This is a genomic window from Alitiscatomonas sp., assembly GCF_037242085.1.
Lineage (GTDB): Bacteria > Bacillota > Clostridia > Lachnospirales > Lachnospiraceae > Alitiscatomonas > Alitiscatomonas aceti.
Genome location: NZ_JAXXBR010000063.1, coordinates 1 through 21,780, shown reverse-complemented (window position 1 = coordinate 21,780; position 21,780 = coordinate 1). Strand labels below are relative to the sequence as shown.

Sequence of the window (21,780 nt, the reverse complement as noted above, 5' to 3'; positions counted from 1 at the left end):
AGATGGATACGTTGGATAAAAAGATAAAAAAAGGAATGTATGGATACCGGGATGCCCATAAAAAAAGGCAGATCCTTCTGGTCTCTCTGTTTCTCTTAGTGATCGCGGCCCTCCTGGTCTCCCGGTATTTTATCACCTGGAAGTCTTTAAAAAACCTGGTGACCATCAGTGCCATTTTAACGGTGCTCCCCATGGCGAACCTGGCGTCGCCCCTGGTGGCCTCCTGGAAGATCCGGACCGCCCCCAGAGAGCTTTATGATGCCTGCCGTCCTTACGGGGAAAAGTTCCCCATGCTGTATGATCTGATCATCACCTCCCGGGATTTTATCATGCCCGTGGACGTGGCTGTGATCCATCCCACCGGCGTGTACCTTTACTGCCCAAAGAAGGGGATCGATACCAAGGCGGCGGAGAAGTTTTTAAACGAGATGCTGACCGGATGGAAGTTAGACGGAAACGCCAGGATCATGACGGAAAAGAAAAATTTCCTTACCCGGCTTTCCACCCTGAAAAATGTCACTGAGGATGAGGATGACGGAAGCGCGCCTCATGTGGAAAAGCTTTTAAAGAGCCTTTCCATGTAAGAGAAAGGATACCATGCAGGAGATCACCATTGGAACCAACGAGGCCGGACAGCGGCTGGATAAATTCCTGGCCAAGTATATGAAGCTGGCCCCCAAAAGCTTTTTTTATAAGATGATGCGCAAGAAGAATATCACCTTAAACGGAAAAAAGTGCGAGGGCGGCGAAATGCTGGCAGAGGGCGATACGGTAAAGCTGTTTCTGGCAGATGAGACCATCGAAAAATTTTCGGAAATAAAGGTACAGAAGATACAGAAGGAAAAGAAGGTACAGCTTTCCATCCTCTATGAGGACGAGGATATCCTTCTGATCAACAAGCCCGCAGGCATGCTGTCCCAGAAGGCCAGGGACACAGATCTTTCCCTGGTGGAATATCTGACTGACTATCTGATGGAGAAGGGTAGTGTCACAGAAGGATCCCTGCGGAGCTTTAAGCCCTCTGTGTGCAACCGACTGGACCGGAATACCAGCGGCATCGTGGCAGCGGGGAAATCCCTGGCGGGCTCACAGATGCTTTCGGAGGTGTTCAGGGACCGGACGGTCCACAAATATTATAAGTGCATCGTTTACGGACCGGTCCGGGAGGCCAGGACCGTTGACGGCTGGCTTTTAAAGGATCCGCGTACCAACCAGGTGAAGATCCTTTCCAGGGCCGACCCGGAAGGGGAGGCAAAGCGGATCGTGACCCAGTATGAGCCTCTGGCCGTTACGGAACGGCTCACGCTCCTTAAGGTGACCCTGCTTACGGGACGCTCCCACCAGATCCGGGCCCATTTATCATCCATGGGCCATCCGATCCTAGGAGACGGGAAGTACGGAGGCGGAGGCCCCCTGGAGCTGGAGCGGAAATACCGGCTGAAGGGCCAGCTTCTCCACTCGTACCGGCTGGAGTTCCCAGCCCTTACGGGACGGTTTGCCCACCTTTCCGGGAAGGCATTTGAAGCGCCGCTTCCGGAAACGTTTCTGCGGGCCGCAGAGGGCGAGGGGCTTCTCTTAAACGGAAATCCGGGAGGAGCGCGGTGATATGGGAACCTGGAAGACCAGAGGATTAAGGGGATCCACCCTGGAGGAGCTCATCAACCGTACCAACGAGAGCTACCGGGAAAAGGGACTGGCGCTGATCCAGAAGATCCCCACGCCCATCACGCCCATCGAGATCGATAAGGCCAGCCGCCATATCACACTGGCCTATTTCGATATGAAGAGCACTGTGGATTACATTGGCGCTGTCCAGGGGATCCCGGTGTGCTTCGACGCAAAGGAATGTGCGGTCCGTACCTTTCCTCTGCAGAACATCCACCCCCACCAGATCGCTTTCATGCGGGAATTTGAAAAGCAGGGGGGAGTGGCTTTTATCATCCTTTCCTTTACATCCCAGGGCGAGATCTATTATGTCCCATTTGACGTGATCGCCGGGTTCTGGAAACGGATGGAGGACGGGGGAAGAAAAAGCTTTACGTATGAGGAAGCGGCAGCGAAGGCCTGGAAGATCCGCAGCTGCCGGGATATGCTGGTCCATTACCTGGAGGAGCTCCAGCTGGATCTGGACCGGAAGGAAGCGCTGGAACAGGGCAAGACCCCATAAAACAAAGGAGGAGTTACAGTTTATGGATTTTATTATCTCTCTTGTGGTCATTCTGATCTTTGTAGCTGCGTCCCTGAAAAAAAGCGGGCAGCTGGACGAGATCATGAACGGAATGAAGAAAAAAAAGCAGAACGAGGCGGACAGCGTGGTCTATGAACAGACCGAGGATATGCCGAAAAAGAAAAAGGCAAAGGCAAAAAAAGGAGGGGGCGTTCCCAGGAATCTCGGAAAAGGAGTGGGGATCGCTGCGGCTGTGCTGGTGGCGGCCGTTCTGGCCTTCGACAGCTACTACACTCTTTCAGAGGAAGAGATGGCTGTGGTCACCACCTTCGGAAAGCCGTCGGTCCAGGAGGCGTCGGGCCTTCACTTTAAGGTGCCGCTGATCCAGCAGGTGACAAAGATCTCCAAGGCCATCACCGGCATGCAGATCGGCTATACCACGGATCCGGAACGGGCCGAGGGGGCTTCCATGGAAAATCCGGTCTCCATTGAAAAGGAAAGCCTTATGATCACCAATGACTTTAACCTGATCAATGTGGACTTCTACGTGGAGTACATGGTCACAGACCCCATTCAGGCAGTCCGTCATAGAAACGTATATGAAAGCATCATTAAAAACCTGGCCCAGAGCTATATCCGTGACACTGTGGGCCTTTATAACGTGGATGACGTGATCACCACAGGAAAGACCCAGATCCAGGAGCGGGTCAAGGAGCAGCTTACCAACCGTCTGGTGGAAGAAAACATCGGATACGGCATTTATAACGTGTCCATCCAGGACTCCGGAATGCCCAGGGAGGATGTATCCAATGCATTTAAAGCCGTGGAGGATGCCAAGCAGGGAATGGAGACGGCCATTAATACGGCGAAAAAATACCAGTCGGAAAACATCCCCAAGGCCAATGCAGAGGCCGATAAGCTCTTACAGGAGGCGGAGGCCTATAAGCAGCAGAGGATCAACGAGGCCAACGGACAGGTGGCACGTTTCGAGGATACATACGCTGAGTATGTAAAGTATCCTCTGATCACCAAAAAACGTATGTTCTACGAGACCATGGAGGAGCTCCTGCCGGATCTGAAGGTGATCATCGACAATGGCAGCGGCACCCAGACCATGCTGCCTCTGGAGCCCTTTGCCAATGTGACGGAAGGGACATCCGGAAACCAGACCCCGCAGGCCGCAGCGCCGGCCGGCCAGTAAGAGGAGGAGAAGCATATGAAAAAAACAGGAAGAAAGATCGCATTATTCATCATCCTCATCGCCGGCCTGATCACACTGGGCTCCAGTATGGTCAGCACCTATAACGACGAGTATAAGCTGGTGCTCCAGTTCGGAAAGGTGGTGCGGGTCATCGACACGCCAGGCCTGAGCTTTAAGGTCCCCTTTATCCAGACCACCCAGTCCATCCCCAATTATGAGATGGTTTACGACCTGGTTCCCAGTGAAGTGAACACCAGGGATAAAAAGGTGATGCTCACCGATTCCTTTGCCTTATGGAGCGTGACGGATCCCCTGGAGTATCTGTCCCGTCTGGGAGCCAGTAAGGCCAATGCGGAAAGCCGCATTTCCGTGGTGGTCTACAATGCCGTGAAAAATGTTATCTCCTCCACGGACCAGGCGGACGTGATCTCCGGCCGTGACGGGAAGTTAGCGGAGCTTATTACGGAACGGATCGGAAATTCCCTGGACAGCTATGGGATCACTGTGAAAAAGGTAGAGACCAAGATGTTAGACCTGCCGGATTCCAATAAGGAGGCCGTTTACCAGCGTATGATCTCAGAGCGTCAGAACATCGCCGCCGGTTATACGGCAGACGGCCAGTACCAGTCCAACGTCATTAAGAACACCACCGATAAGGATGTGTCCATCATCATCTCCGAGGCAGAGGCCAAGGCGGAGAAGATCCGGGCCGAAGGCGAGGCTGAGTACATGCGGATCCTCTCCAATGCCTACAACGATGAGAGCAAGGCGGATTATTACAATTACATCCGCAGCCTGGACGCCTTAAAGGCCAGCCTGAAGGGCTCCAACAAGACGGTGATCTTAAATGAAAATTCTGAACTGGCCCGGATCCTCCAGGGGAACTGATGGACAATTCTGGAAAAATCTGCTATACTTTAAAGGAACGGAGCGATCCGGAATCAGAGAAAAGGAGTGTACGTTATGTCAAAAGTCGTTGATAATTTTTTAAAGTACATTGCATTTGATACCCAGTCTGCCGAGGACGCCGCCTCTGTGCCCAGTACAGAAAAGCAGTTCGCCCTGGCAAAGCTTCTGGTGGAGCAGTTAAAAGCCCTGGGGGTAAAGGATGTGTCCATGAGCGAACACTGCTACGTATATGGCACCATTCCGGCTACGGCGGAGACCGACTGTCCGGTGGTGGGCTTCCTGGCCCATATGGACACCTCTCCGGATTTTTCCGATGAGAACACCCGTCCCCAGCTGATCCAGAACTATAACGGCGGAGACATTATCCTGAATAAAAATCTGGGCATTAAAATGAGCCCGGAGGTATTCCCGGCATTAAAGAACTATGTGGGCAAGGACCTGATCACCACCGACGGCACCAGCCTTCTGGGCGGAGACGATAAGGCCGGTATTGCCGAGATCATGACTATGGCTGAATATTTCATGGCACATCCGGAGATCCCCCACGGGACCATCAAGATCGCCTTTACTCCCGACGAAGAAGTGGGACACGGCGTGGATTTCTTCGACGTACCCGGCTGGGGCGCCGATGTGGCTTATACAGTGGACGGCGGAGCCTTCGGCGAGATGGAATACGAGACCTTCAACGCAGCTTCCATGAGCGTCACCATTCACGGCCAGAACATCCACCCAGGCAGCGCCAAGGGCAAGATGAAAAACGCCATCCTCATCGGTCTGGAATTCCAGTCCATGCTCCCGGAGGCAGAAAAGCCCCAGTATACAGAAATGTATGAGGGCTTCTACCATCTCAATGGAATCTCCGGAAACGTGGAGGAGACTGTACTGAAATACATCGTCCGCGACCATGATAAGGAGATCTTTGAATCCAGGAAGGCCATGGGCCATACCATCGCTGACTTCTTAAATAAGAAGTATGGAGAAGGCACCGTTGTGGTGGAGACCTCCGATACGTATTACAATATGGCAGAAAAGATCCGTCCCCATATGTATTTAATGGATATCGCTGCCGAGGCCTTTAAGGAGCTGGGAGTGGATACGCCCAATGTCCGCCCGGTGCGCGGCGGTACCGACGGCTCCAGGCTGTCCTATATGGGCCTTCCGTGTCCCAACCTCTGCACTGGAGACCACAACGCCCATGGCAAATACGAATTTGTATGCATCCAGTCCATGGAGCAGACCGTGGAACTGCTGATCAAGATCGCAGAGAAATTTAAGGATGTAAAAAAAGCTTAATACGAGGCTGAAACCAAAAGCTTCCGGAGAGAAGATCCTCCGGGAGCTTTTTTTCTTATCTTTTATTCTGGATGAAACTTTCTTCTTTTTTGTCACGTCTATATATGTGATAGAACAAAAAATGACAGAAAAGGACAGGTTTCCCATGGTTTTCAGCAGTCTGGAATTCATATTCCAATTTTTACCCATATTTTTACTGATCTATTTTCTCTGCCCGGCGCGGTATAAGAACTTCTGCCTTTTCGCAGGGAGCATGTTGTTTTACCTGTACGGCGTCTGGGATACGCCTCTTTATCTGGCGCTCTTTGGGGCGTCCATGGCAGTGAACTATTTTTTGGGCTGCCGGATCGCCCGCAGCCGGGCCAGGTTCCGCAGGAGGAAGCGGCTGTTCTGGGGAGTGGCTTATAATCTGTTCTGGCTGCTGCTGTTTAAATATACCGGCTTTTTTACAGAAAATATCAACGGCATCCTCCGGCTCATGGGGCTTTCCCTGGAGCTTCCTGTGTTTGCGCCGGTGCTCCCGGTGGGGATCAGCTTTTATACCTTCCAGGCCATTTCCTATCTGGCGGACGTGTACCGGAAAACGGCAGAATATGAGCCTTCTTTCGTGAACTTTGCCATGTATATCAGTATGTTTCCCCAGCTGATCGCCGGTCCCATCGTTACCTACTCCTCCATTAAGAAGGAGATCTCCCGCCGGTCCCATTCCATGCGGGCGGTGGAGGAGGGACTGAAGACCTTCACCATAGGACTGGGACTCAAGGTCCTTCTGGCAAACCGCCTGGGCGGGCTCTGGAATGAGGCCGGGACCGTGGGCTATGAAAGTATCTCCACTCCCTTTGCATGGCTGGCCATCACAGCCTTCAGCCTCCAGATCTATTTTGATTTTTACGGCTATTCCCTGATGGCCAAGGGGCTGGGGCGGATCATGGGCTTTACGATCCCGGAAAATTTTCATGACCCATACCTGTCTCTTTCCATGACGGAATTCTGGAGGCGGTGGCACATGACCCTGGGGAGCTGGTTCAGGGATTACGTATATATTCCCCTGGGAGGCAGCAGGAAGGGGAAACTTATGACCTTCCGCAATATGCTGGCGGTCTGGGCCCTCACCGGATTCTGGCATGGGGCAAGCTGGAACTTTATCCTCTGGGGGCTTCTGATGTTTGCGCTGATCTCGGTGGAAAAGCTGGGGCTCATACGGATTTTGGATAGGGTCCCGGCCCTGGGCCATCTTTACATGGCCTTTGCCATTTCCGTAAGCTGGGTGCTGTTTGCGGTGACGGATCTTTCGCAGATGGCCGTTTACTTTACCAGGCTGTTCCCGTTCCTGCCGCAGCCAGAGGGAATGGCATATTTTGCCGGAGACTATTTAAAATATGGAAGGCTCTACGGGCTCTCCCTGGCAGCGGGACTGGTCTTTGCCACCGGCCTTCCCATGAAGCTTTACAGGCGGTTCAAAAATAGTCCTGCGGCGGCTGTGGTGCTCCTGGCGGTGTTCTGGGGCTGCGTTTACTGTATGAAGATGGGAATGGACGATCCGTTCCTGTATTTCCGGTTTTAAATTTTTAGAGAATGAAAAAGGGGAGGAAGATTATGAAGCGTTACTGGTACAGCACATTTCTGGCAGCCAGCCTGGCGGCTGTGATCGCAGTGGAATACGTTCCTGGAGCTGTGAGAAAGCTGACGCCCTGGTATGAGGCGGGAGCCATGGAGAAGGAAACGGATGAGGGGGCTGCAAAGAAGCCTGATATAGGAGCAGAGAGAGAAACACGGGAGGAAGAGATCCCAGAAACGGCGGATGGAGCGGGAACGGCTGCCGTCTCCGGCGGGGCAGGCGGCCAGACCGGGGAAACGGCTCCCAGTGGGGAGGAGATCTCTCTGTCAGAGGAAGAGACTGTGGCTTCCGAGCCCTCTGGAGCTCCGGCTGTGTCCTTAAAGGAGGATTTTTCCGGCGTCCTTTTCATTGGAGATTCCCGGACCGTGGGTCTTTCTGAATATGGAGACCTGGGCCAGGCGGAGGTGTTCGCCGATTCCGGTATGAGCGTATTTACGCTATTTAATAAAACCGTTAAGCTGAGATCCCAGGAAAAGAGCGGATTGGAGGAGCTCTTATGTTCCCGGAAATTCGATACCATATTTTTTATGCTGGGGATCAATGAGCTGGGATATGATTACGATTCCATTGTAAAGCAGTATAAAAGGACCGTGGAAAAGGTCCATGAGCTGCAGCCGGACGCCGCCATCGTCCTGGGGGCCAACCTTCATGTGACAGCGGAGAAAGCCTCCGGCAGCAGTATCTACAACAATGACAGGATCAATGCCTTAAACAGGGATATTAAAAGCATGGCAGAGGCCTCTGGCTATGTCTATCTGGATGTGAACCAGGTATTTGACGATGAAAATGGAAATCTGGCGGCGGGATATTCCTCCGACGGGGCCCATGTCCTGGGAAAATATTATTCTGTGTGGGTGGACTGGATCAGGGAGACCCTGGGCACACACGCAGGCTGAAGCCGCATATGGGAATATTTTCCTTGCCATCCGGGATGGGATGTGATACACTTCCAAAGGAAAAAGGCGTAAGGTGTTTAAAGCTGATGACTTCTGCAGACAGACCCGTGCAGATATTGTCAGCTTTTTCTATGCCGGGAGGAGATGTATTATGTTACTGAGTATTTCACTGATCCTGATTGTTGGAATGTCCATGGCATGGCTGTGCCAGAGGCTCCGGCTGCCGGGCCTTATGGGCATGCTGGCCACAGGCATGATCCTTGGGCCATATGCTCTGGATCTGCTGGATGCAGATATCCTGGGGATATCGGAGGAGCTCCGGAAAATTGCGCTGATCATTATCCTTACAAGAGCCGGACTGGGACTGGATCTGGCGGGATTAAAAAAGACAGGCCGGCCGGCGTTTCTCATGTGCTTTGTTCCGGCAAGCTTTGAGGTGTTGGGAGTGATCCTTCTGGGGACCCGGTTCATGGGGCTGACGGTCCTGGAGGCAGCCGTCCTGGGAGCCGTTCTTGCCGCAGTCTCTCCGGCAGTGGTCGTACCGAGGATGGTCCGGCTGATGGAGGAGGGATATGGAAAACGGGAAGGGATTCCCCAGATGATCCTTGCAGGCGCATCTGTGGATGACGTCTATGTGATCGTCCTGTTTTCTACATTTACCGGCATGATGCAGGGAAAGGGAGTTTCTGCTGTCAGCTTTATAAATATCCCTGTTTCGATCCTTCTGGGGATCATCCTTGGACTGGCGGCCGGATCTTTGCTGGCCCTGTTTTTTAAACAGGTGCATATCCGGGATACTTCAAAGGTGCTTATTATCTTGAGTATTTCGCTGTTTCTGGTGGCGGCTGAAGACATGCTGGCAACACCCATCCGCTTTTCATCCCTGATCGCGGTCATGTTTATAGGCATAGGCCTTCAGAAGAAAAGGGGAGAGGCTGCCAGAAGGATCTCTGTAAAGTATGGAAAGCTGTGGGTCGCCGCTGAGATTTTTCTGTTCGTGCTTGTGGGCGCCGCTGTGAATACAGGATACCTGGCCCAGGCCGGAGGACGGGCGCTTTTGGTGATCCTTGGCGCTCTTGCTTTCAGGATGGCCGGTGTGGCTCTCTGCCTATGGGGAACGAAGCTTGGGAGAAGAGAACGGTTATTTGTAATGTTAGCATATACGCCGAAGGCCACCGTCCAGGCCGCCATCGGAGGGATCCCTCTTTCTATGGGCCTTGCCTGCGGAGATACCGTTCTTACGGCCGCCGTGCTTGCCATTGTCCTTACTGCGCCCCTGGGGGCGTTTGTGATGGATCTGTCGTATCAGAAGCTTCTGAACAGGTCATGACCGTATTTCATATACGGCGGTGCGGCAGCCGGTGAAAAGAGAACGGCAGGGCCGGGACGATACGGCAGAGGCCGGAAGGAACGGTGAAAACCTGCAAAAAGGTGGGAAGGGGTTGCCAGCCGCAAAAAAATACCTTATAATTATGCGGTATATACTGGATCAGTCTGTGTCCTGCTGTCTGATCCGGAGGATCAAGGATAAAAAAAGCAACCATAAATAACCGCAAAGCAAGGAATGAGAATGAGAAAATTAGCATTAAGTGACGAAATACTGCTGAGTATCCAGCAGCCAGCCCGTTATATCGGCGGGGAGATCAATTCGGTATGTAAGGATCCGTCCAGTGTGGATGTCCGGTTTGCCATGTGCTTCCCGGACGTATATGATATCGGCATGTCCCATCTGGGGATCCAGATCCTTTACGATATGCTCAATAAGATGCCGGATGTGTACTGTGAGCGGGTATATTCGCCGTGGACCGACCTGGACGCCATCATGCGTGAAAAGCATATCCCGCTTTTTGCCATCGAGTCCCAGGACCCGGTGAAGGATTTTGATATCCTGGGGATCACCCTCCAGTATGAAATGTGTTATACAAATATCCTCCAGATCCTGGATCTTTCCGGGATCCCGCTCCATGGCAGCGACCGGACCTGGGATGACCCCATCGTCATCGGAGGTGGTCCCTGCGCCTATAACCCGGAGCCTATTGCCGAGTTTTTTGATCTGTTTTACATTGGAGAAGGAGAGACCGCATACCGGCAGCTGATCGATATTTACAAAGACAGCCGGAAAAATGGCGAGTCCAGGGAGACGTTTTTAAAACGGGCGGCCGGAGTGCCGGGAATCTACGTTCCGTCCCTGTATGAGCCGGAATACCATGAGGACGGCACCTTAAAGGCGTTCCGTCCCACCTGTCCGGAGGCCCCGGAAAAGGTCGTAAAGCAGCTGGTCCTGGATATGACGGAGGCCGTGTATCCGGAAAAGCCCCTGGTGCCGTTCATCAAGGTGACCCAGGACCGTGTGGTCTTAGAGATCATGCGCGGCTGTATCCGCGGCTGCCGGTTCTGTCAGGCAGGCATGATCTACCGGCCGGTGCGTGAAAAGAACGTGGAGCGGCTGAAGGACCTGGCATATAAGATGCTGAAAAATACGGGGCACGAGGAGATCTCCTTAAGCTCCTTAAGTTCCAGCGATTACCGTTCCCTGGAGGAGCTGGTGCGTTTCCTGATCGAGGAATTCCATGGAAAGGGAGTCAACGTATCCCTTCCTTCTTTAAGGATCGATGCATTCTCTCTGGACGTGATGAGCAAGGTACAGGATGTGAAAAAAAGCAGTCTGACCTTTGCGCCGGAGGCTGGTTCCCAGAGGCTCCGTGACGTGATCAATAAGGGGCTTACTGAGGAGGAGATCCTCCAGGGAGCTGCCGATGCCTTTAAGGGAGGCTGGAACCGGGTGAAGCTGTATTTCATGCTGGGCCTTCCCACAGAGACGGTGGAGGATATGGAGGGCATTGCCCTTTTATCTGAGAAGATCGCAGAGGAGTATTATGAGATCCCCAAGGACCAGAGAAACGGAAAGGTCCAGGTGGTGGCCAGCACGTCCTTCTTTGTGCCAAAGCCCTTTACGCCTTTCCAGTGGGCCAGGATGTCCACCAAGGAGGAATTCCTGGATAAGGCACGGGTGGTCAACCGCAAAATGAAGGAGATGCTGAACCATAAGAGCCTGAAATACAACTGGCATAAGGCCGATGTGACGGTTTTAGAGGGCGTACTGGCCCGGGGAGACCGGAGGGTGGCCGCCGTCATCGAGGAGGCGTACAGAAACGGCGCTTTATATGACGCCTGGTCTGAGAGCTTTCGGAATGATATATGGATGAAGGCGTTTGAGACCTGCGGCGTGGACATTGATTTCTATACCACCAGGGAGCGGAGCCTGGACGAGCAGTTCCCCTGGGACTTCATCGATACGGGTGTGTCCAAGGAGTTTTTAAAGAGAGAGTGGAACAATGCGGTAAACGGGACCGTGACCCCCAACTGCCGGGAGCGCTGTTCCGGGTGCGGCGTAAGACGATTCGGAGGAGGTGTCTGCTTTGAAGATCAGGATTAAATTTTCCAAACAGGGAAACATGCGGTTCATCGGACACCTGGATATCATGCGTTATTTCCAGAAGGCCATGCGCCGTGCCGACGTGGACATCCGGTATTCGGAGGGCTTTTCTCCCCACCAGATCATGTCCTTTGCGGCTCCTCTGGGCGTAGGGCTCACAGGAAGCGGCGAGTACCTGGACATTGAGGTCCTTTCCACAGAGAGCTCCGGGCGGATGGTGGAGCGGCTCAACGCCCAGATGGCAGAGGGGATGGAGGTGCTGAGCTTTAAGAGGCTTCCGGATTCTGCCGGAAACGCCATGTCCCTGGTGGCGGCCTGTGATTATACGGTGTCGCTGAAGAAGGAATATGAAGAGGCCCTTGGCATGTCTGCCCGGGAGTTCTTTGCCGGACTCTGCGGCTTTATAGAGACGGGAGACCTGAATATCGTAAAAAAGACAAAAAAAGGCGAAAAGCAGATGGATCTCCGGCCATATATTTATGAGTACCGACCATCGGAGGACGGAAATTCCATTTTCCTTAAGCTTTCTGCCGGAAGCGCAGCCAATGTGAAGCCGGAGCTTCTTCTGGAGGCCTTCTGCCGGAGCTGCTCCAGGGAGTTCCCGGTTTTTGGCTTTTCCATCAACCGTGAGGAGGTCTACGCGGATGCAGGCTCCGGGGACAGCCATGAATTTGTGACCCTGGAATCCTTTGGTGAAGACATTGAATAAACTGATCTTTACTGAACTGCGGGGACGGACCGTGTCTGTCCTTGCTTCCGGAAACCGCGTCCTCCAGATCGGAACGGCTCCGGAACGGGAGGACTGTGCTCTTGGGACGATCTGCGTGGGAAGGGTCCGGAACATCGTAAAAAATATCAACGCTGCCTTTGTGGAGTACAGGCCGGGGATCAACGGTTATTACAGCCTGGCAGAAAACAGGTTCCATTTGTTTGCAGACGGGAGGGACGGATCCAGTCCGCTGAAAAATGGAGACGAGATCCTGGTCCAGATCTCCAGGGCTGCTGTCAAGACCAAGGACGCGGTGCTCACCTCGAAGCTTTCTCTCACAGGGCAGTATGGAGTGCTCACCCTGGACGGCAGCGGGCTGGGGATCTCCTCTAAGATCCGCGATGCCGGATGGAAAGAGCAGATGAAGGAATGGTGGGAAGAGGAGGCCAGGGGCCTGGTTTCCGGACTTTCCGGAACGGGACTTCCGCGTGCTGGCTTTATCCTGCGGACCAATGCGTACGGCGCTCCCCTGGAGGTGGTCGGACTGGAGCTGTCCGGCCAGGCAGAACGGATGGCCAGGCTTCTTGAGAACGGGAGGAGCCGCACGGCAGGAAGCATCCTCTATCAGCCGGAAGGCTTTTTTGTCCGCAGCGCCATGGATGTCCGGAAGGATGAAACAGAAGAGATCCTTACAGATCTTCCAGATATTTACCAGGAGCTCCAGGAGGCCGCTGGGGACGGTTTTCAGGTTCCGGTGCGGTTCTATACGGACAGCTATCCCCTGTCTGCCCTGTACCGCCTGTCTGCGGCCCTGGACCGCGCCCTGGGAAGGACCGTCTGGCTCCGCTCCGGCGGATATCTGGTCATCGAGCCTACGGAGGCCATGACCGTGATCGACGTGAATACCGGAAAAAACACGGATAAGAAGACGGCTTCGGAAACGTACCTGAAAACGAATCTGGAGGCGGCCGAGGAGATCGCGGTCCAGCTGCGGCTCAGAAATCTTTCCGGGATCATTGTGGTGGATTTCATCGATATGAAGGAAAAGGCACAGAATGAGGAGCTTATGAGAAGGCTGCGCCAGTGTCTGGCGGCAGATCCTGTCAAAACGGTCCTGGTGGACATGACGCCCCTGGGACTGGTGGAGATCACAAGAAAGAAGACGCTCCGTCCGCTCCATGAGCAGTTTTCCCGCAGTGAAAAAAATAGATAACAATTATCCCTTTGCTTTTTGGGGAAATATGGTATAATATCTGCGGAGCAGATATTATACCATGGCGCATGCCGGTTTCTGCGTTCACCGCAGAAATCCGGGCGCAGGAATCTCCCGGAGGGAGCTGCATCGGAAGGATGCAGCATAATATCTGCGGAGCAGATATTATACCATGGCGCATGCCGGTTTCTACGTTCACCGCAGAAATCCGGGCGCAGGAATCTCCCGGAGGGAGCTGCATCGGGAAGATGCAGCATAATATCTGCGGAGCGGATATTATATGCTTAATCGTATATTTTTATAAAAGAAATGAGGTACAAATCATGAGAACTGTTGGAACCGTATCCAGAGGCGTCAGATGCCCGGTTGTGAAAGAAGGAGACGATCTGATCCGGATCGTGACAGAGGCTATCGCCGATATGGGAAAAGAAGAACATATCACATTTCATGAAAAGGACATCGTAGCTGTAACAGAGGCCGTAGTGGCCAGGACCCAGGGCAATTATGCCAGTACAGATGACATTGCGAAGGACTGCCGCACAAAATTTGGCTGCGATACCATCGCTGTCACGTTCCCGATCTTAAGCCGGAACCGGATCGCCATCTGCTTAAAAGGCATTGCCAAGGCGTTTAAGAAGGTTTATATCCTGATGAGCTATCCTTCCGATGAAGTGGGCAACCACCTGTTTGACGACGATCTTCTGGATGAAAAGGGAGTCAATCCGTATTCAGACGTAATGGATGAGGCAAAGTACAGGGAGATCTTCGGCTATGTAAAGCATCCGTTCACAGGCGTGGATTATGTGGCTTATTATAAGGAGCTGTTTGAGGCCGAGGGCTGCGAGCCGGAATTTATTTTTGCCAACGACTGCCGCGCAGTGCTCCCCTATACAAAAAATGTACTCTGCTGCGATATCCACACCAGAGAACGCTCCAGACGGAGATTACTGGCTGCGGGAGCGGAGAAGGTGCTGACGCTGGCAGATATCATGAACGCTCCGGTGGATGGAAGCGGTTATAACGAGCAGTATGGCCTGTACGGCTCCAATAAGGCCACAGAAGACACGGTAAAGCTGTTCCCGAGAGATTGTAATGAATTTGTGAAAAATCTCCAGGAGAGCCTTGCAGAGGCCACAGGCGTGAAGATGAATTGTATGATCTACGGGGACGGCGCGTTTAAGGATCCGGTAGGAAAGATCTGGGAGCTGGCTGATCCGGTGGTAAGCCCTGCGTATACAGAGCGCCTGGAGGGAACTCCCAACGAACTGAAATTAAAATATCTGGCAGACAACGATTTCAAGGATCTGAAGGGCGAGGAGCTCACAAGGGCCATGAAGGAAAAGATCGAAGCCAAGGACGGCAGCTTAAAGGGGAGCATGGCCTCCCAGGGCACGACTCCCAGACGGCTGACGGATCTCATCGGCTCTCTCTGTGACCTGACCTCCGGTTCTGGAGATAAGGGAACGCCCATCGTGTTTATCCAGGGATATTTCGATACTTTTGCAGAGCAGTAAAAGCGAAAGCGCTGCAGACGGGCGGTTTTCCGCCTGATCTGCGGCGTTTTTTCGCTGGCAGCGAGACAGAAATTTTTCATAAGGCAGAAAATCCTGTAAAAAACGGTTGACAGAAAGATGGACAGGTGCTATTATATTACAGTATGCCGCACAGCGAGGTCTGCAAGGGTTCCTGCGGGAACACACCGTAACTGGCGAGTAATGATAATAGGAGGTGCAATATGTACGCGATTATTGCAACAGGTGGTAAGCAGTATAAAGTAGCCGAAGGCGACAGCATCAAGATTGAGAGACTGGACGCAGAAGTAGGTTCTGTTGTTACTTTTGATCAGGTTCTGGCTGTAAACAACGGCGAGCTTACGATCGGATGCCCCACAGTGGAAAACGCGACTGTTTCCGCAACCGTTGAGAAGGTTGGCAAGGGCAAAAAAGTTATCGTTTACAAGTATAAGCGCAAAACTGGCTATCATAAGAAAAACGGCCACAGACAGCTTTATACCCAGGTTAAGATTGACAAGATCAACGCTTAATTTTGTATGATTCAAGTAATTATCCTGCGCGATAAGGACAGGAAAGAAAAAGGGATCGAAATAAGCGGTCATGCTGGCTATGCAGAATACGGACAGGATATCATATGTTCTGCTGTTTCTGTACTGGCTCTCAACATGGCGAATTCCGTCGAACAGTTTACAGACGATCATTTCGAGGGAAGTGTTTCAGAGGATGGAGGCCAGTTCTCTTTCCTTTTCCCCGATTCCATGAGTCCCGAATCGCAGCTCCTCATGAAGTCCTTGATCCTCGGGCTGACGAATATCCGGGATGAATACGGAGCGGAATATATCAATTTTCGATTCAGGGAGGTGTAACCGATATGTTTAAGATGAACCTTCAGTTATTTGCCCATAAAAAAGGTGTTGGTTCCACAAAGAACGGCAGAGATTCCGAGTCCAAACGCCTTGGCGCAAAGAGAGCAGACGGCCAGTTCGTATTAGCCGGAAATATTCTTTACAGACAGCGTGGAACAAAGATCCATCCGGGTCTTAATGTTGGCCGCGGCGGTGATGATACATTATTCGCAATGGTTGACGGCGTTGTTAAATTTGAGAGAAAAGGCAGAGACAAAAAGCAGGTTTCTGTATATCCGAAGGCGATCAACGAATAAAGCAGAGAGCTCCATACGTAAGGTATGGGGCTTTTTTCTCTACTGGGAAACCAGACATTTTTGGAAAGGACCGGGCTTATCATGTTTACAGACAGTGCAAAAGTATTTATCAGATCAGGAAACGGCGGGAATGGCCATGTGAGCTTCCGCAGAGAATTATATGTTCCCAACGGCGGCCCCGACGGCGGTGACGGCGGCAAAGGCGGCGATATCATTTTTGAGGTGGACGACGGCCTTAATACACTGGTGGATTTCAGGCACGTCCGCAAATATGTGGCGCAGAGTGGGGAAGAAGGCGGAAAACGCCGCTGCCACGGTGCCGACGGAAAGGATCTGATCGTTAAGGTGCCCGAGGGCACGGTTGTTAAGGATCTGGAATCGGGAAAGGTCATCACGGATATGTCCGGAGACAACCGGCGGGAGATCATTCTGAAAGGCGGCCGGGGAGGGCTGGGAAATATGCATTTTGCCACCTCCACCATGCAGGTCCCCAAATATGCCCAGCCAGGACAGCCAGGACAGGAGCTTTGGATCCAGCTGGAGCTTAAGGTGATCGCCGATGTGGGTCTGGTGGGCTTCCCGAATGTGGGAAAATCCACGCTGCTTTCCCGCGTTTCCAACGCAAGGCCAAAGATCGCCAATTATCATTTTACTACCCTAAACCCGCACTTGGGCGTTGTGAACCTGGGCGATGGAAACAGCTTTGTGATGGCGGATATTCCCGGGCTGATCGAAGGCGCTTCGGATGGCGCCGGCCTTGGCCACGAATTCCTGCGCCACATCGAGCGGACGAAGGTGCTCCTTCATGTGGTAGATGCGGCTTCTGTGGAGGGACGCGACCCGGTGGAGGATATCCATACCATCATAAATGAGCTTTCTACCTATAATCCGGAGCTTTTAAAGCTGCCGCAGGTCATTGCGGCCAATAAGCTGGACGCCCTGTATGATGAGGAGCACGATCCCTTAAAGGCGCTGAAGGATGAATTTGAACCGAAGGGAATTCCCGTATTCGGTATTTCGGCTGTCAGCGGAGAGGGCGTCAACGAACTTCTGGGCCATCTGTTCCAGGTCCTCCGGACTGTGGACCGGACTCCTAGAGTATTTGAAAAAGAGTTTGAAGTTGAATATCAGGCGGACCGGAATCTGCCTTACACAGTGGAGCGTTCTGACGATGGAGCGTTCGTTGTGGAAGGTCCCAGGATCGAGAAGATGCTGGGCTACACCAATCTGGACTCAGAGAAGGGCTTCGACTTCTTCCAGAAATTCCTGAAACAGAACGGGATCCTGGATGAGCTGGAAAAGGCCGGAATCTCCGAGGGCGATACAGTGCGTATGTACGGTCTGGCTTTTGAGTATTATAAATAAGGAGAAGAGCATATGACAAGCAAGCAGAGGGCCTATCTTAAGGGACTTGCCATGACCATGGATCCAATTCTGCAGATCGGTAAATCCAGCCTTACACCGGAGCTTACCCAGTCTGTAAACGAGGCGCTGGACGCCCGTGAGCTGATCAAGATCCATGTTTTAAAGAACTGTGTGGATGATGGAAAGATCCTGGCCCAGACCCTGGCAGAGCGTACCCGCTCGCAGGTGGTACAGGTGATCGGAAGGATGATCGTTTTATATAAACCGGCGAAGGAAGAGAAGGACAGAAAGATCGTTCTCCCGTAAGCTGGAAAGGAGAGCTGCCATGAAACGTATCGGCATTATGGGCGGGACCTTTGATCCGGTCCACAACGGCCATCTTCTTCTGGGAAGACAGGCCCGCTCCGAATACGGGCTGGATGAGATCTGGTATATGCCGTCCCATATCCCTCCCCATAAAAAGGATCACCGGATTACGGACGGAAAGGACCGCCTGGCTATGCTGGAGCTGGCGCTGGAGGGGATCCCGTTTTTTTCAGTCTCTGATTTTGAAATGAAGCGGGAGGGGAATACGTATACTGCACAGACGCTGGAGCTTCTAAAGGAAGAATACCCGGAGGACAAATTTTATTTTATCATTGGAGCCGATTCCCTGTTCCAGCTGGAAACCTGGTATCACCCGGAAAAGGTCATGGAGCTTACCTCACTTCTGGTGTCCGGCAGGGAATATGACCGGGCCGGCCGGACCCTGGACCAGCAGATCAGTCATTTAAAATCCGTGTACGGAGCCCATATCCAGGTGCTCCACAATCCAGAAATGAATGTGGCTTCTGCCAGGATCCGGGACATGGCGGCCAGGGGAGAAGATATAGGAGAGCTGGTTCCCGGAGCCGTGGCCGCTTACATCAGAGAACACAGGCTGTACCAGGAGAGCAGATAACACGGAATCAGTAAAGGGCATATTCATATGGACAGCAGAGTCATTGAAATAAGAAAGCATTTAAAAAAGAAACTGGATCCCATGCGGTTCGAGCATACATTGGGAGTTTCCTACACCTGCCAGGCCCTGGCCATGCGGTACGGATATGATCTGGATAAGGCAGAGCTGGCCGGACTCCTTCATGACTGCGCCAAGCGGTACGACCGTCCGACCATGCTGGAAAAATGCATAAGCCGCGGGATCCCTGTTTCTGAAAGCGAAGAACGGGATCCATCCCTGCTTCATGCAAAACTGGGAGCGTGGATGGCCAGGGAAAAATACGGAGTGGACGATGAAGAGATCTTAAGCGCCATTGCGTGTCATACCACAGGAAAAACAGACATGGGGATGCTGGATAAGATCCTTTATGTGGCAGATTATATTGAGCCCCGGCGTTATAAAGCTGCGGATCTGCCCAGGATGAGAAAGCTGGCCTTTGAGGATCTGGATCGGGCCTGTCTGGCCATTATGGAGAGCATTCTCCGTTACCTGGGTACCCTGGACTGCCCCATTGATCCTTTGACCATTGCCGCCTGTAATCATATGCGTGCGGTGGCAGCAAGAAGCCGGGAACAGGCCGCAGCCGGGAACGGAGAAATCGGGCCAGAGAAAATAAAGGAGGAAAACACAGTTGAATCAGTCAAAAGAAATGGTAAGACTCGCAGTCGAAGCGCTGGACGAGAAAAAGGGAGAAGATATAAAAATTATTGATATCCAGGGTGTAACAGTTATTGCAGATTATTTTGTACTGGCAAGCGCATCCAACAGCAGCCAGACCCAGGCTCTGATCGATAATGTGGAGGAAAAGCTCTTTAAAGCTGGCTTTGAGTGCCGCCAGAAAGAGGGAAATCTAAGCTCAACATGGGTCCTTTTGGACTACGGCGATGTGATCGTTCATGTATTTTCCAAGGAAGACCGGCTGTTCTATGATCTGGAGCGCATCTGGAGAGACGGAAAGGTCGTAGGATCCGTAGAGGAGCTGGACTGATCCGGAACGCAGTCTGACAAAAAACATATACCTGAAGCACCGGCTATTTCCTAAGGGGGATGCCGGTGCTTTTTAGTTACTGAAACACGTGTCCTGTGGCATATAAAATGCTCTGCAGGGTTCGCCATACGGCGGAAGGAACGTCTGCGGCCGCAGCAGCCCGCCGCAGGCAGGCATCATTCCTGCTAATTCATAAACCGGAACAGGCCGATGACCTTTCCAAGGATCTGGACGTCGTCCACGATGATCGGGTCCATAGAAGAATTTTCCGGCTGCAGGCGGACGTGGCCGGATTCTTTATAGAAGGTTTTTACCGTTGCAGAATCTCCCAGGAGGGCAACCACCTTATCCCCGTTTTCAGCCACAGGCTGCTTTGCGACGATCACCTTGTCGTCGTTGAGGATTCCAGCCTCCACCATACTGTTTCCTTTTACCCTCAGCATAAATACCTCTTTATTGGGAAGCAGCTCCGCAGGGATGGGGATATAATCCTCAATATTCTCCTCTGCCAGGATCGGCATTCCTGCGGCAACGGTCCCGATCAGCGGTACGTTGACCACTTCCCGGCGGGTCAGCGCAAAATCATCATCCAGGATCTCGATGGTCCTGGGTTTTGTGGGATCCCGTCTTATGTATCCATTCCGCTCCAGTGTCTCCAGGTGGGAGTGGACAGAAGAGGTGGATTTCAGATGGACGGCTTCGCAGATCTCGCGCACAGCCGGCGGATATCCTTTGCTTAAAATTGTTTCTTTTATAAATTCAAGAATTTCTTTCTGTTTTTCAGTTATTTTACCCTGGCTCATATATGTGGATCCTCCTTTGCATCATTTTCATGAAAAAATGATATCATATCTTATAAAAATCCCTGGAAGGGAATAGATTTCTTTTTTATATACTATCATATGTCCGGCAAAAAAGCAAACTTTTGTTCGAGAAAAAGCAGGAAATCTGTTGACAAACATTTGTTCTGGTGTTATCATGAGACCAGAACAAATGTTCCCGAACATACATTCTTTTGACGCAGGAGGGACTGAATATGAAAAAGTATTTGTTTTTGTTTGCCGCATCCATTATGATTTTATCCTGTCTCCTGGGAAAGACACTGGTAACTGCCAGCGGAGAGGAGAGGGAGAGCGGTTATGACCGTTATTATACCAACATTGAGATCCGTCAGGGGGACTCTCTGTGGTCCATTGCTGAAAGATACAGGGCTAACTCCGGAATGGAGGTCCGCCAGTATATATCAGAACTGAAAGAGATCAACGGCCTGGTTTCGGATTCCATTGAGGCCGGGGACTCCCTGACTGTTGTATATTATGCCAGACAGCCAGGTATGATCCCGTCGGAGCAGTAGTTCTCCGGATCTGCCGCAGGATAGCTAATTATTAAGGAATGCCGTTTGTAACTGGCAGGCTCCAGGCCGCAGCCAGTCTGTATCCGGACTAGCCAGGCTACTGGGGCCCCTGTTCCTTTTTTTCCCTTAGCTGGACTATATTTCTGGCGCTTTTCCGTCTCTGGTCCTCCTGGGCCGCATAGTGCTTCCTGGTGGTATTGACATCGCTGTGCCCAAGGACCGATGCTACCAGATAGATATCGCCGGTTTCCCGGTAAAGGCTGGTGCCGTAGGTGCTCCGAAGCTTATGGGGGGTGATCTTTTTTAGGGGAGTAACAAGACCCGCATATTTTTTTACCATATTTTCCACCGTTCTGACGCTCATCCTTTTTTTCTGCAGGGACAGGAACACAGCATCCTCATGACCTGGAAGGGCGTCAATGGCCTGGCGTTCATCCAGGTACGTTTCCAGAACGTCCCGGACTTCATCGCTGAAATAGACGATGGATTCCTTTCCGCCCTTCCGGAATATCCTGACTCCACAGGCGTCCAGATCCACATCGTTTATATTTAATCCGACACACTCCGATACACGGAGTCCTGTCCCCAAAAGAAGTGTCAGCATGGCCAGGTCCCGGACCTTTGTCCGTTCATGATACAGTTTCTGCCTTTCTGTGAGCTTTTCACCTTCCTCAACCTCATCCAGAAGCCGTGCCACCTCATCAATTTCCAACCGTGTGATCTCTTTTTCATGGAGTTTGGGGAGACGCAGGAGAGAGGCAGGATTTTTTTCAATCCGTTCATTTCTGTAAAAATAATTATAGAAGCTTTTTAAAGATGAAACCTTCCGCATGATCCCACGCTCCGTATTATATACATCTTCATTGTTCACAGAAGGATGACATTTTAAATATTCCATATATTCTTCCAGATCGGTAACTGTAAGCTGTTCCAGAACAGAGAGGGGGATATTTTCCCCCATTCGGGCTACCTGGCT

24 protein-coding genes are annotated in these 21,780 nt (G+C 52.0%); 22 read left to right on the top strand and 2 right to left on the bottom strand.

The window, feature by feature from the left end; genetic code table 11:
* The first annotated feature begins 11 nt into the window (after nt 1–11).
* From WIH05_RS04925 to rsfS, 21 genes are all read left to right on the top strand, one after another.
* On the top strand, nt 12–584 hold the full coding sequence (locus WIH05_RS04925; RefSeq protein WP_022274545.1) for a hypothetical protein: 573 nt from the start codon (nt 12–14) through the stop codon (nt 582–584).
* Nucleotides 585–597: 13 nt separating this feature from the next.
* On the top strand, nt 598–1,605 hold the full coding sequence (locus WIH05_RS04920) for an RluA family pseudouridine synthase (protein ID WP_022274544.1): 1,008 nt from the start codon (nt 598–600) through the stop codon (nt 1,603–1,605).
* 1 nt (nt 1,606) lies between these two features.
* Nucleotides 1,607–2,167, top strand: coding sequence for a Holliday junction resolvase RecU (locus WIH05_RS04915; protein WP_022274543.1), 561 nt, complete (start codon nt 1,607–1,609; stop codon nt 2,165–2,167).
* 169 nt (nt 2,168–2,336) lie between these two features.
* The gene (hflK, locus tag WIH05_RS04910; protein ID WP_262563063.1) at nt 2,337–3,368 is read left to right on the top strand and encodes an FtsH protease activity modulator HflK; all 1,032 of its coding nucleotides are present in this window, start codon (nt 2,337–2,339) and stop codon (nt 3,366–3,368) included.
* 15 nt (nt 3,369–3,383) lie between these two features.
* Nucleotides 3,384–4,256: a protease modulator HflC gene (locus tag WIH05_RS04905; RefSeq protein ID WP_022274541.1), complete on the top strand. Its 873-nt coding sequence runs from the start codon at nt 3,384–3,386 to the stop codon at nt 4,254–4,256.
* 75 nt (nt 4,257–4,331) lie between these two features.
* On the top strand, nt 4,332–5,570 hold the full coding sequence (gene pepT / locus WIH05_RS04900) for a peptidase T (RefSeq protein ID WP_215655415.1): 1,239 nt from the start codon (nt 4,332–4,334) through the stop codon (nt 5,568–5,570).
* Between the two features lie 253 nt (nt 5,571–5,823).
* Nucleotides 5,824–7,134, top strand: coding sequence for an MBOAT family O-acyltransferase (locus WIH05_RS04895; RefSeq protein WP_337425059.1), 1,311 nt, complete (start codon nt 5,824–5,826; stop codon nt 7,132–7,134).
* Nucleotides 7,135–7,166: 32 nt separating this feature from the next.
* A complete protein-coding gene (locus WIH05_RS04890; protein WP_022274538.1) occupies nt 7,167–8,084 on the top strand; it encodes a GDSL-type esterase/lipase family protein in 918 nt (305 codons plus the stop codon).
* 151 nt (nt 8,085–8,235) lie between these two features.
* Nucleotides 8,236–9,414, top strand: a complete 1,179-nt coding sequence (locus WIH05_RS04885; protein WP_022274537.1) for a cation:proton antiporter — start codon at nt 8,236–8,238, stop codon at nt 9,412–9,414.
* A gap of 240 nt (nt 9,415–9,654) precedes the next feature.
* Nucleotides 9,655–11,520 carry a TIGR03960 family B12-binding radical SAM protein gene (locus WIH05_RS04880; protein ID WP_337425058.1) on the top strand — a complete coding sequence of 622 codons (1,866 nt, stop codon included), beginning with the start codon at nt 9,655–9,657 and terminating at the stop codon, nt 11,518–11,520.
* Entirely contained in the window at nt 11,504–12,229 is a 726-nt protein-coding gene (locus tag WIH05_RS04875; protein WP_022274535.1) for a TIGR03936 family radical SAM-associated protein, read from the top strand. The genes WIH05_RS04880 and WIH05_RS04875 overlap by 17 nt, the downstream gene beginning before the upstream one ends.
* On the top strand, nt 12,222–13,442 hold the full coding sequence (locus WIH05_RS04870) for a ribonuclease E/G (protein WP_337425057.1): 1,221 nt from the start codon (nt 12,222–12,224) through the stop codon (nt 13,440–13,442). The genes WIH05_RS04875 and WIH05_RS04870 overlap by 8 nt, the downstream gene beginning before the upstream one ends.
* Before the next feature lie 320 nt (nt 13,443–13,762).
* A complete protein-coding gene (locus WIH05_RS04865) occupies nt 13,763–14,956 on the top strand; it encodes a coenzyme F420-0:L-glutamate ligase (RefSeq protein ID WP_215655526.1) in 1,194 nt (397 codons plus the stop codon).
* A 221-nt stretch (nt 14,957–15,177) separates the two neighbouring features.
* Nucleotides 15,178–15,486, top strand: a complete 309-nt coding sequence (rplU, locus tag WIH05_RS04860) for a 50S ribosomal protein L21 (protein WP_022272934.1) — start codon at nt 15,178–15,180, stop codon at nt 15,484–15,486.
* Nucleotides 15,487–15,492: 6 nt separating this feature from the next.
* On the top strand, nt 15,493–15,822 hold the full coding sequence (locus tag WIH05_RS04855) for a ribosomal-processing cysteine protease Prp (protein WP_022272933.1): 330 nt from the start codon (nt 15,493–15,495) through the stop codon (nt 15,820–15,822).
* A 5-nt stretch (nt 15,823–15,827) separates the two neighbouring features.
* Nucleotides 15,828–16,118 (top strand): 50S ribosomal protein L27, encoded by a 291-nt coding sequence (gene rpmA / locus WIH05_RS04850; protein ID WP_022272932.1) that lies wholly within the window; start codon nt 15,828–15,830, stop codon nt 16,116–16,118.
* Between the two features lie 81 nt (nt 16,119–16,199).
* A complete protein-coding gene (obgE, locus tag WIH05_RS04845; protein WP_022272931.1) occupies nt 16,200–17,483 on the top strand; it encodes a GTPase ObgE in 1,284 nt (427 codons plus the stop codon).
* A 12-nt stretch (nt 17,484–17,495) separates the two neighbouring features.
* Nucleotides 17,496–17,789, top strand: a complete 294-nt coding sequence (yhbY, locus tag WIH05_RS04840) for a ribosome assembly RNA-binding protein YhbY (RefSeq protein ID WP_022272930.1) — start codon at nt 17,496–17,498, stop codon at nt 17,787–17,789.
* 19 nt (nt 17,790–17,808) lie between these two features.
* Nucleotides 17,809–18,423, top strand: a complete 615-nt coding sequence (nadD, locus tag WIH05_RS04835) for a nicotinate-nucleotide adenylyltransferase (RefSeq protein ID WP_022272929.1) — start codon at nt 17,809–17,811, stop codon at nt 18,421–18,423.
* 27 nt (nt 18,424–18,450) lie between these two features.
* On the top strand, nt 18,451–19,173 hold the full coding sequence (gene yqeK / locus WIH05_RS04830) for a bis(5'-nucleosyl)-tetraphosphatase (symmetrical) YqeK (protein WP_022272928.1): 723 nt from the start codon (nt 18,451–18,453) through the stop codon (nt 19,171–19,173).
* Nucleotides 19,112–19,450 carry a ribosome silencing factor gene (gene rsfS / locus WIH05_RS04825; protein ID WP_022272927.1) on the top strand — a complete coding sequence of 113 codons (339 nt, stop codon included), beginning with the start codon at nt 19,112–19,114 and terminating at the stop codon, nt 19,448–19,450. The genes yqeK and rsfS overlap by 62 nt, the downstream gene beginning before the upstream one ends.
* 185 nt (nt 19,451–19,635) lie before the next feature.
* Here rsfS and lexA read toward each other — a convergent pair whose 3' ends face one another.
* Nucleotides 19,636–20,253, bottom strand: a complete 618-nt coding sequence (lexA, locus tag WIH05_RS04820; protein WP_022272926.1) for a transcriptional repressor LexA — start codon at nt 20,251–20,253, stop codon at nt 19,636–19,638.
* A 233-nt stretch (nt 20,254–20,486) separates the two neighbouring features.
* Between lexA and WIH05_RS04815 the strand changes: the two genes are divergently transcribed.
* Complete coding sequence (locus WIH05_RS04815) at nt 20,487–20,804, top strand: LysM peptidoglycan-binding domain-containing protein (RefSeq protein ID WP_022272925.1); 318 nt, start codon at nt 20,487–20,489, stop codon at nt 20,802–20,804.
* A gap of 97 nt (nt 20,805–20,901) precedes the next feature.
* On the opposite strand, the gene WIH05_RS04810 is transcribed toward WIH05_RS04815, so the two are convergent.
* Nucleotides 20,902–21,780: tyrosine-type recombinase/integrase (locus WIH05_RS04810; protein WP_337425056.1), on the bottom strand; the 879-nt coding region annotated here is incomplete at its 5' end.